The organism is Acinetobacter sp. ANC 4636, assembly GCF_054454555.1.
This window is the reverse complement of the sequence record NZ_JBTKVD010000002.1, coordinates 231,939-249,278: the sequence shown is the minus strand read 5'-3', so window position 1 is coordinate 249,278 and position 17,340 is coordinate 231,939. Positions and strand designations below refer to the sequence as shown.

Here is a 17,340-nt window from a genome sequence, read left to right as displayed (position 1 = left end):
ATGTACGTTGAAGCGGAGTTGCAGCCAAAAAGAAATCTGACTTTGCTGTTGTATGTGTTATATGGCTTTGCGATTTTCTCTGCTGGAGTTTTGGCAGTTGTGGCGCTGATTGTCAATTATGTGAAGCGTGATGCAATGCAGGGGACGATTTATGCCAGTCATTTTACCTGGCAAATCCGCACAGTCTGGTGGTATCTGTTTTGGAATGTCGTCGGTGTGCTGCCATTTGGCTATTTGTTCTTTAGCTTTGATCAACCCAATGTTTTTATTGGCACATTACTGACTGCGTTTATCTTTTGGGGGCTGGTCGCAACCGTTTCGTGGATCTGGATTGTCTATCGGGTGATACGTGGCGTGATTGCACTCAATGATGAGCAACCCATGTATGCAGACTAAAAAAGAGCTCTGATGAGCTCTTTTTTATGGGTTTGTGAAGAATTAGATTTTATCTTCATCGAGCAGGATTTGGGCATCGCGCAGGTTCAGTGTGCCTTCATAAATCGCACGACCTGTAATTGCACCTAAAATCCCTGTTTTGCCTTTCAATGCACGCACATCTTCAAGGTCAGTTACACCACCAGAGGCGATAATCGGTAAACCACAGTAGTCTGCCAAAGCCACGGTTTGTTCAACATTGACACCTTGCATCATGCCGTCACGTGCGATGTCAGTATAAACAATGCTAGATACACCTGCATCGGCAAAGCGTTTTGCCAAATCAGTTGCTTTAAGGTCAAGCACATTGGCCCAGCCATCGGTTGCCACATAGCCTTCTTTGGCATCGATACCGACAATGATATGTCCAGCAAATTTCTTGCAGGCTTCTTCAACAAATTCAGGTTCTTTGGCTGCTTTTGTGCCAATAATCACAAAAGAAACCCCAGCTTCCAAATAGTGTTCGATGGTTTCAAAAGAACGAATCCCGCCACCGATCTGGATTGGTAAATCTGGATGTGTTTTGGCAATCGCTTCAACTACGCCTTTATGAATCGGTGTACCTGCAAAAGCACCATTTAAGTCGACTAAGTGTAAACGACGTGCACCTTCATTGACCCAATGCGTTGCGGTTGCTACTGGATCGTCAGAGAAAACGGTATCGTCTTCCATGCGTCCTTGTTTCAAGCGGACACATTTACCATCTTTAAGGTCAATTGCTGGGATGATGAGCATGCTATGCACCTTATTAAAATTACAATCAGAGAATAATGGGATTTATCTTAGCAAACTATTTTTAAATCATTAATCTTTAATCACTTGGATTTGAGCTTTTCTGCTGTAACGCCAGATAGATTTTCAGGCTGGCATAGGCATCATTGGCGGCATAAGCACGTTGCATGGCCGAAAGTGGCTGCTGGCTCCAGTTGGATAATCTAACGCGCTTCGACTTTGGAAGGTATTGCTGCAATAACAGTGCAACCGCAGTTTGAATCCCGACCTGATTGCGATACCCAAAGGATTTGAACTGGTGTGACAGATCAAACATTCCCTCAAGCTGTAACTGATGTTTGTGCAGCAGTTTACGATCATTTTTCAGGCCGAAACCTACTTTTAAAATATCAGGGTTGGCAAGAAGCTGTCGCAGAGCAGGGTGCTGGAACTGATAGTATGAAAACAAAAATGCGAAATGTTCAGTGGCGATCTGGATCAGATGTGGCCCAGTTTGAGTTTCACCTTTTTGAAAAGTTGGTTTGCTTTCTGTATCAAAACCAACAGCTTGAACATGCTGGGTCTGTTGCTCAAACAGCTCAAAATGTTCGGGTTGATGAACATCAATAATCTGCTGGGCATCTAAACCCTGAAAAGCAGGAAGTTGGATCAGTGTAGTTTTGTCTATAGACATGTAGGATGGCAAAAAAAATCGACCTATACACTATAGGTCGATTGATCTGCTTGATGAAAGGGTTAAATATCCCATTCCACAAAGTTTTTCAGTAATTGCAGACCTGCTGTATGGCTCTTTTCAGGGTGGAACTGTGTAGCAAACAGGTTTTCTTTTAAAATCGCGGTACAGAACTCAAGACCATAATCACAAGTTGCAGCAACCACGGCTTGATCTTTGGGTTCAACATAGTAACTATGTACAAAGTAGAAGCGTGCATCTTGTTCGATGTTATTCCACATTGGGTGGCTTGGGTCACGCTGATGGACCTGATTCCAGCCCATGTGGGGCACTTTTAAGCCTTCAAAATGTGGAAAGTGTTTGACTACACCTTCAAAAATACCGAGTGCTTCACTGCCACCATTTTCTTCAGAACTTTCCAGCAAAGCCTGCATGCCGACACAAATTGCCAAGACAGGTTTGTTAAATGCGGCGTTGCGAATCACTTCATCAATGCCTGCTTCGCGCATACCCTGAATACAATCACGCATTGCCCCGACACCTGGAAACACGATTTTATCGGCTTTTGCAATCAGCTTTGGATCGTTGGTGACATCAACTGTTGCCCCGACATGCTCGAGTGCTTTTGCCGCCGAGTGCAGGTTGCCCATGCCATAATCAAGTAAAGCAATACGGGTCATTACAGGCTCCCTTTGGTTGAGGCAATGCTGTCAGCAGCGCGCGGATCAACTTCACATGCCATACGTAACGCGCGTGCAAAGGCTTTAAATACGCTCTCAATCTGGTGGTGGCTGTTTTTGCCTTTCAGATTGTCAATGTGCAGGGTCATCAATGCATGATTGACAAAACCTTGGAAAAACTCCGAGAATAAATCAACATCGAAGCTGCCAATACGCGCACGGGTAAATGGAATGTCCATAAACAATCCTGGACGACCTGAAATATCGACTACAACCCGTGACAAGGATTCATCTAGCGGCGCATAGAAATGCCCATAACGGCGAATGCCTTTTTTGCTACCAAGTGCTTGAGCAAATGCCTGACCGAGCGTAATGCCACAATCTTCAACCGTATGGTGATCATCAATTTCCAGATCGCCATCACAGTGGATGTCGATGTCAAATAGACCATGCCGCTTGATTTGATCAATCATATGGTCTAAAAAGGGAACTCCAGTATTTAATGTGCCCTGACCCGTACCATCGAGGTTAACCCGAACTCGAATTTTGGTTTCGTTGGTATTTCTGACCACTTCACTGATACGTTGCGTCATAGACACATTCCTCAAAAACGTCAAATTTTGCGATAAAAATAGCTGTGATACTGAACACAGCATATTAATTTGCTCAGGAGGGTTAATCAATGCCTATTACCGTACATGCCTATACTTCGATTGCCGATGAAGATATACGCAATCAACTTGAGCGTTTATACGATACCAGCCCTGAATTTAGCGACGGGCAAGATGCAATTGATCAACTTGAACACAATCTTGCTCAGTATACCTTACTTTATACTGCAGAATTTAATAGCCGTATTATTGGTGCAATTTGGTGTACGGGGAGTGGGGATGAACGTACCTTGCAGTATATCGTGGTACATCCTGCCAACCGTGGACGCGGGGTTGCCGAGCGACTGGTTGCTGAAGTTTGCCGGATGGAACAGGACAAGCAGGTAGAGCATTTTATTCCAGGTTGCGGAGCCATTCATCGTTGTCTGATGCATTTGGGTAAACTACCTCTGATTCCAAGCACATTTAAATAGTGCTGGAAAAATATGCAAATATCATTTTTTTAAATTAAACGCTTGACGCTTGATGCATTAAAGTGTTTAATACGCCCACATTGGCGCGATAGCTCAGTCGGTAGAGCAACGGATTGAAAATCCGTGTGTCCCCAGTTCGATCCTGGGTCCCGCCACCATGAATTTGTGTTTTCAATCCCTGATCCTAATCAGGGATTTTTTTTGCTTAAAGCTTAGTCAAACAGGTTTAAAAACAAAATATTACGTTGACACTTTTATGAAGTTCAGGCTTAATACACACCAATCGGCGCGATAGCTCAGTCGGTAGAGCAACGGATTGAAAATCCGTGTGTCCCCAGTTCGATCCTGGGTCCCGCCACCATATTCGAAAAACCCCAAACTTAAAGTTTGGGGTTTTTTTATTTGGGAATGATTTAAAAGCCATAAGATATTTATCTTATGGCACTGGATACATAACAATAAAATCTGTGCATCTTATATTTTTGCTGCTTAATTTTTTAAAAATTAATTATTTAAATCGCAAAGATAAATTTTATTCAATAACTCAGCAATACTGCTTGGCACCTCCTTTATTTCAGACTCGCTAGCCCATATTGCAAATGGTGAAGAATTCTCACTTGCGATTAGTATTAATTATCATTTATTATTGCGACCATCCTGGTATGTTTCATATCCAATTGTTCAAGGTATCGCCAATGCGTACGAAATTTTCTGTAAAACAAATGATTCTGGGTGTCCTCGTTTCTGCAGCAAGTATGGTGCAAGTGCATGCCGCTGATGCAGAGCAGTCTTTGGTGATTAAAAATCACCGTTTTGAACCTGCAGAAATTAAAGTTGCAGCGAATCAGCGGATTAAATTGAATGTAAGTAATCAGGATGCCACGCCTGAAGAGTTTGAAAGCCATTCCTTGAGCCGTGAAAAACGCATTCCAGCTGGAACCAATGCGGTCATTTACATTGGCCCGTTAAAACCAGGTCGCTATGATTTTTTTGGTGAATTTAACCCTGAAACGGCTACTGGTGCGGTTGTTGCCAACTAATTAAAGGTTTGGCCATATTTGCAACAGAATTAATCATTTTCAGGGCGACGCTAGAAGTGACCTTGTTTATCGGGATTACTGCTGCATCTATACGTGGTCTGGAAAACCGCTCACGCTAGCTGGCTGGTTTATGCTGGTCTGGGCAAAACAAACCGCACTGCCTGTTTACCTAACCAATGTGCTCATTCTGTGCTAGGCATGCTGCTACATGGTGTAGTGGGCTATCAGGCAACACCAACCCAGATGCAGGTCGTATTTTATTTAAGTTCAATCGCCATAATTTAGTTTTTTACTAAAAAATGAAGGCATTTGTTGCTGCAGCGTAAACAGCTGGTTGTAGTCATCTCAAGGGAAAAGGAAATAAAGATGTTATTGAACAAGGGTGTCTTTCAGGCAGGAGCACTATTGAGCCTGTTTTTAACAACAGCAGCTTATGCGGACCCCAGTGACTATGTGCGAACTCCGACGGTTGAGTACGGCGAACACGAAATTGATTTTAAAGCAGGTGTACAGCGTAATCGTGATGGTAGTTCCGAATCTGCTTATTCTATCGGTTATGGTTTTACGCCAACGCCATGGTGGTTTACTGAAATGTATGCCAAGTATGCCAAACCAGCCGGTGAGTCGACCAATTTTGATGCTTGGGAGTGGGAAAACCGCTTTCAGTTGACTGAGACGGGCAAGTATCCAGTCGATGTTGGCTTTTTACTTGAGGTAGAGCGTCCACAAGATCGCGCAGAAGGTTATGAACTGACTTATGGTCCAATGTTTCAGACATTATGGAACCAATATCAGTTCAATTTCAATGTATTGTTCCAGAGACATGTACATGCCAGTGAAGTTTTTGACACTGAATTACATTATCAGATGCAGGTAAAGCGTTTAGGCAATACTGAAAAACTGGACTGGGGTGTGCAGGCTTTTGGTAACGTGGGTCAATGGGATAACTGGCGCTCTTCTTCGAAACAAGAATTTAAGATTGGTCCTGCATTGTTTGGCAAAATTAAAACTGGAACTAAGCAAGCGATCAACTGGAATACTGCATTGCTGGCTGGAACAAACAATGCGACACCAAACACGACCTTGCGTTTGCAAATGGAATACGAATTCTAAAATACTGTTGAAAATTTAACCTCGTATCCTTGCTGGAAAATCAAAGCCTCAATCAGGATTGGGGCTTTTGCTTTTTTTGTATTGTTAATTTTTTTAATATATTGATTTTTAATGTTTTAGTTTGAATTTAATCAAGTGTGAAGTGTGGGTTGTAGCTAGGGAAGTGCGACTTTCTATATGAAAAATAATGGAAAGTATTTTAGTTTTTATTATAAAAACAGATATTTAAAATGCATACAATATGCTGGTCTTAACTACTCTATATGCTCCCATCATGAAATTGAAGCCTCAACTCCTTGTGCTTGTAGCAGCGCTTCCCTTCTTTGCAACCAATGCATTCGCAACCAATGGTTATTTCATGAATGCTTATAGTGTGACATCACAAGGTAATTCTGGTACATCGATTGCTAACTTTCAGGACAGTTTGACCATTGCCAGCAACCCCTCAGGTCTTAGCTGGATAGGACAACGTTTCGATGCCAGTGCGACCTTGTTTATGCCAGACCGTGAGGCAGATATTGTGGGGAATGGTGCAGGTGCAGATGGTCATTATGATGGGAACAGTCGCAAGTATTTTATCATTCCGAGTTTTGGTTACAGTCAGCCCTTGAATGATCAGTTGACCGCGGGTATCGCTGTCTATGGTAATGGGGGTATGGACACCAATTATAAAAAGAACCCATATGCTTCTTTTAATAATACGGGTAGTGCAGGGGTGAGTTTAAGTCAGGTATTTATTTCTCCAGCGATTTCTTGGAAATATGCCGATAATCAGTCGATTGCACTGGCAGCCAATATTTTGTATCAACGTTTTCAGGCGAAAGGGATTGGTGGAGACGTCTTCGGTGGTTTTTCCCAAGATAAAAATGCCATGAGTGACCGTGGTAATGATGATTCAACAGGTGTTGGGGCACGTATTGGCTGGTCAGCCAAAGTTAATGATCGACTGACTGTAGGTGCAACCTATGCTTCAAAAATTAATGCCAGTCGTTTTAAAAAGTACGAAGGTTTATTTGCTGAAAATGGCAGTTTTGATGTGCCAGAAAATTATGGTGTGGGGCTGAACTATCAGTTGACGCCAACACTATCGGTTGCTGCCGATTATCAGCGTATTAATTATTCTGATGTTAAATCGGTGGGTAATCAACTCGATGTGGCACAGGTGATGGCGGGGAATGCTTTTGGAACAGCCAACGGACCAGGTTTTGGCTGGAAAGATATTAATGTCTATAAGATTTCTGCAACTTATCAGGCATTGCCAAAACTGACTTTACGCGCTGGATATAGCTATAACGATCAGCCAGTGCAGGCAAATCAGGCTTTTCTGAATATTTTGGCGCCAGGCGTAGTTCAACAACATGTGAGTGTGGGGGCAACATGGAATATTGATCCTAAGCAGGAAGTCAGCCTTGCTTATACTCGCGCACTGGAGAAAACAGTGCATGGTTCAATTTCGCCAGCATTTGGTGGTGGACAAGCGAATTTGAGCATGGATCAGGACATTCTGGGTGTTTCATACGGTTTGAAATTCTAACTGTCCAGATCTTGACTTTAAATTCAACCCGGCATGTGCTGGGTTTTTTACATCACAATCGGGTCAAGCTGAACCTAGTTGAAGATCGGTAAAAGAATCTGCAAGCAGAGTGTAAATCTTGTCCAAGTTTTGAGTCTTGAGTGAAATGCGCGGGATTCTGTTCATGATATCCCCCAGCCAAGCTGTGCGATTTAGGGGCTTGTATTCAGCCATAAAAAAACGCCCAACCGGGCGTTTTTTTGCAAGACAAGATTAAGCGTTTGCTTCTTCTTGAATCAGCATCTGGCCAGTTTTTTTGAAGTTTACATGCCAAGATAATGCTTCTTCTAGAACATGTGGTGTTTGACCACCTTGTTCACATGCACGGTTGAAGTAGTCATTTAAAGCATCTTTGTAGGCTGGGTGTGCACAGTTGTCGATAATGGCACGTGCGCGTTCACGTGGTGCCAAGCCGCGAAGATCGGCAAGACCTTGTTCAGTCACTAGAATATCAACGTCATGGTTAGCATGGTCAACGTGAGATGCCATTGGTACTACAGAAGAGATCGCACCGCCTTTTGCAATTGATTTGGTCACGAAGATCGCAATGTTGGCATTACGAGCGAAGTCCCCTGAACCACCAATACCGTTCATCATGTGAGTACCGCAAACATGAGTTGAGTTTACGTTACCGTAAATATCGAATTCAAGGGCAGTGTTGATACCGATGATGCCTAAACGACGCACGATTTCAGGAATGTTTGAAATTTCTTGTGGACGAAGTACGAATTTGTCTTTGTAATGCGCCAAGTTGCCAAATACGCGGTTACCGCATTTTTCAGACAAAGTCATTGAACAGCCTGAAGCAAAGGTCATTTTGCCTGCATCGATCAATTCAAAAGTACAGTCTTGTAATACTTCAGAATACATCACCAAGTTTTCAAAGCTTGAGTGTTTAAAACCGGTTAATACTGCGTTGGCAATTGAACCAATCCCTGCTTGTAATGGTGCTAGATTATGTGGCAAGCGACCTTCAGCAACTTCTTTTTCGAAGAAATCGATCAGGTGATTGGCAATCGCCTGAGTTTCTTCATCTGGGTCGGTTACGTTAGATGGAGAGTCTGGTGTGTCATTGAAGACAATAGCTGCAATTTTTGCAGGGTCAACGTCAATACCAGTCGTACCAATACGTTGTTCAGAATAAGTTAAAGGAATTGGTTCGCGGTTTGGGCGTGGTGTTGGAATGTAAATATCATGTACGCCTTCAAAATCAGTACTTACAGAAGTATTGATTTCAACAATTACCTTATCAGCATATTCTACAAAGCTTGCAGAGTTACCGACAGAAGTTGTTGGAATGATGCTGCCTGTTTCAGTAATGGCAACAGCTTCAATGATTGCGATTTCAGGGCGTTTAATTTGGTTGCCGCGCATTTGTTCAACAGTTTCAGACAAATGCTGATCAATAAACATGACTTGACCATTGTTAATGGCTTTACGTAGTGTATTGTCTACTTGGAATGGCATACGACGAGCTAGAACACCCGCTTCAGTCAACTGTTTGTCTAGGTCGTTTCCTAAACTTGCCCCAGTTACCAGGCTAATTTTTAATGGATTTGTTTTTGCGCGCTTCACTAAAGCCAAAGGTACTGCTTTAGCTTCACCAGCACGAGTAAAACCGCTCATCCCTACTGTCATACCATCCTGAATTAGTTCTGCTGCTTGCTCGGCTGAAATGACTTTGTCATGTAATGAAGCTAAGCGAATACGATCTAATGACATGTTCTACTCTCAAAAAAAATGGATTTTTAAGTTATGCAGAGGGGATTCTACCCTCTGGTCAGGTAATTTTCATGCTTGTTAGGCTAAGGTCTAATTTTTAAAATAAATATGAATATCAAGTAAATAAATGAATTTTAAGTCATTGAAATTAGTTGTTTTATTAAAAATAAATCAAACCTTTGTCTAAATAAAATATGATGAATAAATGATCATTTTATTTCGGGTTTGCAATGCTTTTTCCCAGATGTTCAAAAGAGGGGTTGATCTTTTATAATTTTTCAGCTTTAGCAATAGGCAACAAAATAATCGCTTCAAACCCACCTTCAACACGATTCCGCAAAATCAGTTCACCCTGATGAATATCAACAATGCGTTTCACAATTGCCAGACCTAGACCGCTACCCTGAATGGTACGGGCACTATCACCCCGTACAAAAGGTTGCATCAATTCCTCGATCTGATCGGCGGGAATACCTTCACCATGATCTGCTACGCAAATCTTGATTTTGTCGGCATCAACACTGGCTGAAAGCTCAATCGGTTCTGCACCATAGCGTTTGGAGTTATTGATTAAATTCCCGATCAGACGTTTGAGTGATAAGCTTCGCGCCAGAATGATGGGCAGTGGTTCTGGTGTAAAGCGAATATCCAGAGGTTTAAACTGTACGACTAACTCTTGTAGCAAGGTGTTGATATCGGTATCAGAAAGTTCTTCATCTGACCCATCTCGCATATAGGAAATGAACTGATTTAGAATCGCATCCATATCTTCAACGTCATAAATCAATCCATCACGCAAAAATTCATCAGGGAGCATTTCGGCAGTCAGACGAATACGGGTCAGGGGAGTGCGTAAGTCATGCGAAATGCCTGCTAGCATAATCTGACGGTCTTTCTCGATTTGCTCAAGCGTGTAGATCATATGATTAAACGCTTGGTTAACTTCCCGAATCTCTAAAGGGCCGTGATTGGTGGCTAAAAATGGGGCTTTACCTGTTTTACTATAACTGTTGGCTGCATTTTGCAGACGTTTCAGTGGGCGGTTGAGCTGACGTACCAGAGTTAAAATAATAATGGCAGATAAAATGGGTACACCAAGAAACCACGCTAAAATCAGCTCTAAACTATAGTTCGCGTAATTTTTTAAAGGTTCACGAATCCATCCACCATGCATGCTTGGGGTTTGTACCCAAATACTTGGTGTGGGTTTGAATTTAAAAAAGACAGTAACGTCTTCGGGATCTGCATTAATCGCACTTGCCAGACTTTGTTTAATGCTGTCGGTAAAAAAGTCAGCGATCGGTTTATCGACAATCGCTGGGCGCTTGCTATCATCAGTCATGAACTCAACACCTAAACGTTGATTGAGCCACGTATCGACAGAGATTTCTTTGCCGTTATTTATAATTTTAAAATTGGGATTATGGATAATTTCCGATTCAATTGCCAGATAACCTGCGTGTTGTTGGAGTTCAGGCAAGTATAAGGTGCGCCAAATGAACCATAACGACATAAACAAGCTAAAACACACCACAAAAGTCACAAGAACTGTGGTGCGCAGTGCGGCTGAACGCGGTTTTAATTTGTCTAAAAAGCGTTCAAATTGGCTTCGTGGTTTTGCATAGTAACCCGAAGAATCGAGAACAATATTATTCTTCGGGTTATTTGGTTCAGCTGTCACGTAAGACCGCCCTAATTATTCAGCACCATCTGGAACAAAGACATAACCGACGCCCCAAACGGTTTGAATATAACGGGCACGTGCCGGATTATCTTCAATCAAACGGCGCAAGCGGGAAACCTGTACATCAATTGAACGTTCCATTGCACCCCATTCACGACCACGAGCAAGGTTCATGAGTTTGTCACGGGTCAACGGTTCACGCGGATGCTGTACCAGTGCTTTAAGGACAGCAAACTCGCCTGTGGTTAAGGTGACCACTTGACCTTCACGGGTCAAGGTGCGAGTCGACAAGTCGAGCGACCAAGGGCCAAAACTCACCACTTCCATATGCTGGCTTGGCGCACCAGGCACTTCACGCACTTGGCGACGTAAAATAGCGCGGATACGTGCAAGCAATTCATTTGGGTTAAATGGCTTTGGTAAATAGTCATCTGCACCTGCATCTAGACCAGAGATACGGTCAGAATCACTACCACGTGCAGTCAGCATAATGATTGGTGTATCAATGTTGGACTGGCGTAAACGACGGCAGATGCTTAAGCCATCTTCTACAGGCAGCATGAAATCGAGCACAATCAACGAAAACAACTCACGTTGTAACAGACGATCCATTTGAGTGGCATCGTGAGCAGTTTTCACGACAAAGCCTTTATCTTCTAAAAAACGTTGTAATAAAGTACGAAGACGGACGTCATCATCTACGACCAAAATTCGTTCAACGCGATCGGTGTCGTGAAGTGCGACATCTTTATTGTCAGCAGGTACCACTAAACTCATGAAGTGCTCCCTTGATTATCATTTATATAATAGTCGATGCTTTGAGTATAATGCTTTCATAATGCTTATGGCTATGTATTAATTTGCTCAAATTAACAAATATATACAGTCGCCTAAGTTATTTTACCTAAATTTTATTCAATTGATTTTATTCGGCTCTTTTCCCCAAATCTAAGTCATATTAAGAACGGAAAAACCAAGAAACAACTGAATGATGATGATAATTTTAGTTTTTCGGCATAATTTCTGTAGATTTTACGAGCATGGTCTTTATAATCACTGCTTTTATAGTTCTTATTCCTTATGGGATCAAACACGATGACTGACCTCGTTCAGCAGTTGGCAAGCGAGCTTGCCGTACGTCCGAACCAAGTAGAAGCTGCGATTCGCTTAATTGATGAAGGTGCAAGTGTTCCGTTTATTGCCCGCTACCGTAAAGAAGTCACCCAAGGCTTAGACGATACACAACTACGTCAGCTCGATACGCGCTTGAGTTATTTGCGTGATCTCTACGAGCGTCGTGAAAAAGTAATTCAATCATTACAAGAACAAAACAAGCTCAATGATGATTTGTTGGCACGCGTCAATGCCGCAGACACCAAAAATGCGCTTGAAGAAATTTATGCACCATACCGCCCAAAACGCACCAGCAAATCGTTTAAAGCGAGAGAAGCAGGTTTAGGTGATGCGGCAGAGAAAATCTTGACTGAACAGATTGAGCCAACGGCTGCAGTCGCAGGTTTTGAACATGCCGATTACCCAGATGTCGACAGCCAACTCGATGCGATTCAGCACATCATTATTGATGACTGGGCACAAAATATTGCGCTGACCACAGAATTGAAGGCGTTATTTGCAAAAACTGCCATTTTAAAAAGCACAGTGGCTTCTGATGAGAAAAAAGAAGTTGGCAAAAAGTTCCGCGACTACTTCGAATTTTCAGAAAATTTCAACAAAGTTCCATCGCATCGTTTGCTGGCCATGTTACGTGGTCGCCAAGAAAATGTCTTGGGCTTAAAAGTTGATGGTGAAGATGATGCAGCATTGGCACGCATCGAAACCGAATACAATCTCGATCAAATCCAGCCACAAGCGCGCCAAGATTTCTTAAAGCAAACTGCGAAATTATTCTGGCTGGGTAAAATTCGTCCGCAAATCGAACATTCTTTACTGACAGAAAAGCGTTTGGCGGCTGAAGCTGAAGCGATGAATGTCTTTGCTGAAAACTTACGCCACTTGTTGTTGTCTGCACCAGCGGGGGCACGTTGTACTTTGGGTGTTGACCCTGGTATCCGTACAGGCGTGAAATTGGCTGTTGTAAACCAGTCAGGCGATGTGGTTGCACACAGCACGATTTACCCATTTGCACCAAAAGAAGATAAAGCAGGTTCAATTGCTGAGTTGGCACGCCTTTGCCGTGAATATCAGGTTGAACTGATTGCGATTGGTAACGGTACAGCAAGCCGTGAAACTGAAGCTGTCGTTGCTGAAATGATGGCGCAAAACACTGACCTTCAATTGACCCGTATTACTGTCAGTGAAGCAGGTGCATCAGTCTATTCGGCAAGTGAGCTTGCATCACAAGAATTACCTGAACTTGACGTTTCGATTCGTGGTGCAGTTTCGATTGCCCGCCGTTTACAAGATCCACTCGCTGAACTTGTGAAAATCGATCCAAAATCGATTGGTGTGGGTCAGTACCAGCACGATGTCAACCAGACTGGTTTGGCAAAAACTCTGGATGCTGTAGTTGAAGACTGTGTGAACGCGGTTGGTGTAGATGTAAATACAGCATCAGCAGCAATTTTGGGTTATATCGCTGGTTTAAACAAAGCAATCGCTCAACAAATCGTTGAATATCGTAAAGAAAATGGTCGTTTTGATACACGTCATGCATTGAAAAAAGTACCACGTTTGGGCGAGCGTACTTTTGAACAGGCAGCGGGTTTCTTACGTATTCAAGATGGTTCTGAGCCGCTAGATGCTTCTGCAGTTCACCCCGAAAGTTATGGCTTGGTTGAGAAAATTGTGGCTGCGAAAGCAACAACAGTGAAAGATATCATTGGCAATACTGAAATTATTCGTCAGGTTGATGCTGATCAGTTTGTTGATGATCAATTTGGTTTGCCAACCATTAAAGATGTCTTGGCTGAGCTTGAAAAACCGGGTCGTGATCCACGTCCAGAATTCCGCACAGTCAAGTTCCGTGAAGATATTACCGATGTCGCTCAGTTGACAGAAGGCATGGAGCTTGAAGGTGTTGTGACAAACGTGACTAATTTTGGCGCGTTTGTAGATATCGGTGTGCATCATGATGGTTTAGTGCATATTTCTGAATTGGCCAATGAATTTGTTTCTGACCCACATAAAGTGGTGAAACCGGGTCAAATCGTCAAAGTTCGTGTAATTCAGGTCGATGCAGAACGTCATCGTGTGAACTTGAGTATGCGCCCTGAAGGATCACAAGCACCAGCCAAAGCACAACGTCAACCACGTCGTGAAAACGCTACGGAGCAAGCGGATCGTAAACCGAAACGCCCACAATCACGCCCTCAAGGTGAACGCTCACAACGTCAAGGTGGTCAAAAACCTCAAAACCATAAACCACAAGAGCAAAAAATTGGTGGTCTAGGTGCGTTGTTGCTACAAGCAGGAATTAAAGGTTCAAAATAATTTGAACTGATGAAACCTCCCTTCGGGGAGGTTTTTTTATGACTTATAATTAAAAAAAGATTGGAAAATTAAGGAAATAACAATGATCAATTTAGAAAGTTTGCAATTATTGGCGCGTTATAATATTTGGGCAACGACAAAATTAAGCCAGTCTTTAGCTGATATGACGGATGCTGATTTTTATCGGGATAGTGGCTTATTTTTTCAAAGTATTTTGGGGACATTGAATCATCTTTTGCTGGGTGAACATGAATTGTGGTTTCCACGTTTTGCAAAAGGATATTCACCAACGCTGCAGCTCAATACGATTGTTGAGGATGATCGGCATGTTTTAATTCAAACATTACAAGAAAAGACATTAAATTGGATCACATTTTTAAATGAACTTGATCCACAGTATTTGGCAGGAAATTTAAATTATCAAACATCGACAGGGCAGCCAAAGTCATTACCGTATGCAGCAACCTTGGTACATGTGTTTAATCATGGCACACATCATCGTGGACAAATCAGTGCAGCGCTTACAGCGATGGGCTATGCTTGCCCAGAGTTGGATTTGGTGTATATGTTGGTTGAAGAGCAGCAGAATTTACAATAAAAATTGAAACCAAGCCTGTATTGATCAGGCTTGGCGAAATAGCTGTTTACCAGTGTTCACCTGGAAATAATCGTGCATAAGTGCGTTGTACCCAGTTTAGTTTTTGCTGCTCACCAACAGAAGCGCTAGAGCTTGGGAACAGGTTAAAGCCGATGGACATGATCTTATCGTTAATTTCAGGCGCAATCGCATACGTCAGTGAAGACAGGTAACCCAAGTGTGTGGCTATTTTCTTCGGTTTTTTCACAATTGCATACGCGACTAGGTCTGCTGCCTGTTCAGGTGACAGGGTCGGTACATATTTGTAAATCTTGGTGGGTGCAATCATTGGGGTGCGTACCAATGGCATATACACTGTTGTAATGGAAATTTTGTGAGAATGTACTTCAGCAGACAAACAGCGGCTAAATGCATCAAGTGCAGCTTTTGACGCAACATAAGCTGAAAAACGTGTGGCATTCGCAAGAACACCAATTGAACTGATATTAATGATTTGCCCATGTTTGCGTTTAATCATGTGGGGCAAGATATTTAATACCAAACGTACAGCACCAAAGTAGTTAAGCTGCATGGTGCGTTCAAAATCATGAAAACGATCTATTGATTCGTGTACAGCGCGGCGAATGGAGCGTCCTGCATTGTTAATCAAAATATCAATATGGTCGACATCGGTTAAAATTTGTTTGGCGACTGCATCAATTGCGTCCATGTCATTCAGGTCACATGGGTACACCGATGCTTGACCACCATCTTGTTCAATTTCAGTTTTGACTTCTAAAAGCTTTTCTTCAGTACGAGCGACCAAGAGTACGTGTGCACCTGCGCTAGCCAATTTTTTAGCGACCGTCATACCAATGCCACTTGAAGCTCCGGTTACTAATGCGATTTTGCCGTGCACTTTCCCTTGGAATATTTTTTCAAGTTTTTTATCCACGTGTTTAGCCTGCCTCGATTTGATTTTAAAAAATGGGTATTTAATTATTTTATGGAATGTTGCTTCTCTGTCTAAAAGAAAGAGAACTCTAAAAAATCATACAACCAATATTGAAGGAAAAGCTAGAGGTAAGTGTATGAATTTATAAATAATAAATAGAGCAAATGCTCTATTTATTATAACAATTTAATGATTAAAACATAAATTGTATTGGCGGCATATTTTTACCTGATCAAGGGCATTAAAAAATAGGCAAAACAATCTGTTTTTTAAACAGCATTGAGTGCTTGCTCAAGGTCAGCAATCAAATCATCAATATGCTCAATCCCGATAGATAACCGTACCATATCTACACTGACGCCTGCTGCTTTTAGCTCATCGGGGTTAAGCTGACGGTGCGTTGTAGTGGCAGGATGACAGGCTAAGCTTTTGGCATCACCAATATTCACCAGACGCGTAAACAGTTGTAAGGCATCAATAAAACGCGTACCACCTGCCAAACCATCTTGTACCCCAAAAGATAAAATCGCAGAAGGTTTACCCTGTACATATTTTTGTGCCAGTGCATGCTGTGGATGCTCAGGCAGACCTGCATAGTTGACCCATTTGACTTTTGGGTGTTGCTGGAGGTATTCGGCAATACACTGAGCATTTTCGGTATGGCGCTCCATACGCAGGGAAAGGGTTTCCAGACCTTGTAAAATCAGAAAGGCATTGAACGGGCTAATTGCTGCACCTGTATTGCGTAGAGGCACAACGCGCGCTCGGGCAATATACGCTGCTTCACCTAAGGCTTCGACGTAGTTCACGCCATGATAGCTTGGATCAGGGGTGTTTAAAGATTTAAAGCGTTCAGGGTATTGTCCCCACGGAAATTTACCACTGTCGACAATAATTCCGCCAATACTGTTGCCATGTCCGCCAATATATTTTGTCAGTGAGTGGACAATAATATCTGCCCCAAATTCAAAAGATTTTTGCAATACTGGCGTAGCAACAGTGTTATCGACAACGACAGGAATGCCATGTGCATGTGCAATTTCGGCAATTTTTTCCAGATCAATAATATTTCCCAAAGGATTGCCAATCGATTCGACAAACACCAGTTTGGTTTTTTCATCAATGAGCGACGCAAGTTGATCAGGCTGTTGATAATCAAAGAAACGAACTTCGATCCCTTGCTTAGGCAGGGTATGGGCGAACAAGTTATAGGTGCCACCATATAAAGTCGAAACCGATGCAATATTGTCGCCCGCCTCAGCAATGGTCTGAATCGCATAAGTAATGGCTGCCATACCCGATGCCAGCGCCAGTGCCCCAATTCCACCTTCTAACGCTGCGATACGCTGCTCCAATACGGCTGTGGTCGGGTTCATGATGCGAGTATAGATATTGCCCTGAACTTTTAGATCAAATAAATCGGCGCCATGCTGAGTGTTGTCAAAAGAATAGGATGTCGTTTGATAAATTGGAACAGCAACCGCTTTAGTCGTAGCTTCAGGGCTATAACCTGCATGAATGGCAAGGGTTTCGTCTTTATGGCTCATGTTGTTTTCTTGTCCTATGTATTTATATTCATTGAGTTTAAAGTTTTTTAACTACAGCATGTATATGCTTTTGTG

General features: G+C 42.5%; 17 protein-coding genes and 2 tRNA genes. 10 read left to right on the top strand and 9 right to left on the bottom strand.

Annotated elements, in window-relative coordinates; translation table 11 throughout:
• Positions 1-396, top strand: a complete 396-nt coding sequence (locus tag ACX1N5_RS03330) for a DUF4870 family protein (RefSeq protein WP_458799541.1) — start codon at positions 1-3, stop codon at positions 394-396.
• Positions 397-438: 42 nt separating this feature from the next.
• Here the strand turns inward: ACX1N5_RS03330 and hisA are convergent, their stop codons facing one another.
• The 4 genes from hisA to hisB all read right to left on the bottom strand — a co-directional run bounded on the left by hisA (position 439) and on the right by hisB (position 3,113).
• Positions 439-1,170 carry a 1-(5-phosphoribosyl)-5-[(5-phosphoribosylamino)methylideneamino]imidazole-4-carboxamide isomerase gene (gene hisA, locus ACX1N5_RS03325; RefSeq protein WP_116726634.1) on the bottom strand — a complete coding sequence of 244 codons (732 nt, stop codon included), beginning with the start codon at positions 1,168-1,170 and terminating at the stop codon, positions 439-441.
• A gap of 76 nt (positions 1,171-1,246) precedes the next feature.
• Positions 1,247-1,840 (bottom strand): 3'-5' exonuclease, encoded by a 594-nt coding sequence (locus tag ACX1N5_RS03320; RefSeq protein WP_458799543.1) that lies wholly within the window; start codon positions 1,838-1,840, stop codon positions 1,247-1,249.
• A 62-nt stretch (positions 1,841-1,902) separates the two neighbouring features.
• Positions 1,903-2,520 carry an imidazole glycerol phosphate synthase subunit HisH gene (gene hisH / locus ACX1N5_RS03315; protein ID WP_131388660.1) on the bottom strand — a complete coding sequence of 206 codons (618 nt, stop codon included), beginning with the start codon at positions 2,518-2,520 and terminating at the stop codon, positions 1,903-1,905.
• Entirely contained in the window at positions 2,520-3,113 is a 594-nt protein-coding gene (gene hisB, locus ACX1N5_RS03310; protein WP_458799546.1) for an imidazoleglycerol-phosphate dehydratase HisB, read from the bottom strand. Before hisB ends, hisH begins: the two co-directional genes overlap by 1 nt.
• An 89-nt stretch (positions 3,114-3,202) precedes the next feature.
• Here hisB and ACX1N5_RS03305 point away from each other — a divergent pair, with 89 nt between their 5' ends.
• From ACX1N5_RS03305 to ACX1N5_RS03275, 7 genes are all read left to right on the top strand, one after another.
• Positions 3,203-3,604 carry an acetyl-CoA sensor PanZ family protein gene (locus tag ACX1N5_RS03305; protein ID WP_004898952.1) on the top strand — a complete coding sequence of 134 codons (402 nt, stop codon included), beginning with the start codon at positions 3,203-3,205 and terminating at the stop codon, positions 3,602-3,604.
• 82 nt (positions 3,605-3,686) lie between these two features.
• Positions 3,687-3,762: transfer RNA gene (locus tag ACX1N5_RS03300), tRNA-Phe, on the top strand.
• Between the two features lie 127 nt (positions 3,763-3,889).
• Positions 3,890-3,965: transfer RNA gene (locus tag ACX1N5_RS03295), tRNA-Phe, on the top strand.
• A 334-nt stretch (positions 3,966-4,299) separates the two neighbouring features.
• The gene (locus tag ACX1N5_RS03290; protein WP_458799548.1) at positions 4,300-4,644 is read left to right on the top strand and encodes a cupredoxin domain-containing protein; all 345 of its coding nucleotides are present in this window, start codon (positions 4,300-4,302) and stop codon (positions 4,642-4,644) included.
• A 93-nt stretch (positions 4,645-4,737) separates the two neighbouring features.
• On the top strand, positions 4,738-4,929 hold the full coding sequence (locus ACX1N5_RS03285) for a hypothetical protein (protein WP_458799550.1): 192 nt from the start codon (positions 4,738-4,740) through the stop codon (positions 4,927-4,929).
• A gap of 81 nt (positions 4,930-5,010) precedes the next feature.
• Positions 5,011-5,757 (top strand): hypothetical protein, encoded by a 747-nt coding sequence (locus tag ACX1N5_RS03280; RefSeq protein ID WP_458799552.1) that lies wholly within the window; start codon positions 5,011-5,013, stop codon positions 5,755-5,757.
• 274 nt (positions 5,758-6,031) lie between these two features.
• On the top strand, positions 6,032-7,291 hold the full coding sequence (locus ACX1N5_RS03275) for an OmpP1/FadL family transporter (RefSeq protein WP_458799554.1): 1,260 nt from the start codon (positions 6,032-6,034) through the stop codon (positions 7,289-7,291).
• A 252-nt stretch (positions 7,292-7,543) separates the two neighbouring features.
• Here the strand turns inward: ACX1N5_RS03275 and ACX1N5_RS03270 are convergent, their stop codons facing one another.
• The 3 genes from ACX1N5_RS03270 to ompR all read right to left on the bottom strand — a co-directional run bounded on the left by ACX1N5_RS03270 (position 7,544) and on the right by ompR (position 11,513).
• Positions 7,544-9,052 carry an acetyl-CoA hydrolase/transferase family protein gene (locus ACX1N5_RS03270; RefSeq protein WP_458799556.1) on the bottom strand — a complete coding sequence of 503 codons (1,509 nt, stop codon included), beginning with the start codon at positions 9,050-9,052 and terminating at the stop codon, positions 7,544-7,546.
• 268 nt (positions 9,053-9,320) lie between these two features.
• Positions 9,321-10,733, bottom strand: a complete 1,413-nt coding sequence (locus ACX1N5_RS03265; RefSeq protein WP_458799558.1) for an ATP-binding protein — start codon at positions 10,731-10,733, stop codon at positions 9,321-9,323.
• Between the two features lie 15 nt (positions 10,734-10,748).
• On the bottom strand, positions 10,749-11,513 hold the full coding sequence (ompR, locus tag ACX1N5_RS03260) for an osmolarity response regulator transcription factor OmpR (protein WP_004898958.1): 765 nt from the start codon (positions 11,511-11,513) through the stop codon (positions 10,749-10,751).
• A gap of 318 nt (positions 11,514-11,831) precedes the next feature.
• Between ompR and ACX1N5_RS03255 the strand changes: the two genes are divergently transcribed.
• Positions 11,832-14,186 (top strand): Tex family protein, encoded by a 2,355-nt coding sequence (locus tag ACX1N5_RS03255; protein WP_458799560.1) that lies wholly within the window; start codon positions 11,832-11,834, stop codon positions 14,184-14,186.
• 85 nt (positions 14,187-14,271) lie between these two features.
• A complete protein-coding gene (locus ACX1N5_RS03250) occupies positions 14,272-14,784 on the top strand; it encodes a DinB family protein (RefSeq protein WP_458799857.1) in 513 nt (170 codons plus the stop codon).
• 46 nt (positions 14,785-14,830) lie between these two features.
• Here the strand turns inward: ACX1N5_RS03250 and ACX1N5_RS03245 are convergent, their stop codons facing one another.
• Together ACX1N5_RS03245 and ACX1N5_RS03240 are read right to left on the bottom strand one after the other, a co-directional pair.
• Entirely contained in the window at positions 14,831-15,718 is an 888-nt protein-coding gene (locus tag ACX1N5_RS03245; protein ID WP_458799562.1) for an SDR family NAD(P)-dependent oxidoreductase, read from the bottom strand.
• A 269-nt stretch (positions 15,719-15,987) separates the two neighbouring features.
• On the bottom strand, positions 15,988-17,265 hold the full coding sequence (locus ACX1N5_RS03240; protein WP_458799564.1) for an O-acetylhomoserine aminocarboxypropyltransferase/cysteine synthase family protein: 1,278 nt from the start codon (positions 17,263-17,265) through the stop codon (positions 15,988-15,990).
• Between the last annotated feature and the right edge of the window lie 75 nt (positions 17,266-17,340).

Coding starts and splice junctions, on each gene's coding strand:
- ACX1N5_RS03330 (WP_458799541.1), top strand. CDS start 1: ATGTACGTTGAAGCGGAGTTGCAGCCAAAAAGAAATCTGACTTTGCTG.
- hisA (WP_116726634.1), bottom strand. CDS start 1,170: ATGCTCATCATCCCAGCAATTGACCTTAAAGATGGTAAATGTGTCCGC.
- ACX1N5_RS03320 (WP_458799543.1), bottom strand. CDS start 1,840: ATGTCTATAGACAAAACTACACTGATCCAACTTCCTGCTTTTCAGGGT.
- hisH (WP_131388660.1), bottom strand. CDS start 2,520: ATGACCCGTATTGCTTTACTTGATTATGGCATGGGCAACCTGCACTCG.
- hisB (WP_458799546.1), bottom strand. CDS start 3,113: ATGACGCAACGTATCAGTGAAGTGGTCAGAAATACCAACGAAACCAAA.
- ACX1N5_RS03305 (WP_004898952.1), top strand. CDS start 3,203: ATGCCTATTACCGTACATGCCTATACTTCGATTGCCGATGAAGATATA.
- ACX1N5_RS03290 (WP_458799548.1), top strand. CDS start 4,300: ATGCGTACGAAATTTTCTGTAAAACAAATGATTCTGGGTGTCCTCGTT.
- ACX1N5_RS03280 (WP_458799552.1), top strand. CDS start 5,011: ATGTTATTGAACAAGGGTGTCTTTCAGGCAGGAGCACTATTGAGCCTG.
- ACX1N5_RS03275 (WP_458799554.1), top strand. CDS start 6,032: ATGAAATTGAAGCCTCAACTCCTTGTGCTTGTAGCAGCGCTTCCCTTC.
- ACX1N5_RS03270 (WP_458799556.1), bottom strand. CDS start 9,052: ATGTCATTAGATCGTATTCGCTTAGCTTCATTACATGACAAAGTCATT.
- ompR (WP_004898958.1), bottom strand. CDS start 11,513: ATGAGTTTAGTGGTACCTGCTGACAATAAAGATGTCGCACTTCACGAC.
- ACX1N5_RS03255 (WP_458799560.1), top strand. CDS start 11,832: ATGACTGACCTCGTTCAGCAGTTGGCAAGCGAGCTTGCCGTACGTCCG.
- ACX1N5_RS03240 (WP_458799564.1), bottom strand. CDS start 17,265: ATGAGCCATAAAGACGAAACCCTTGCCATTCATGCAGGTTATAGCCCT.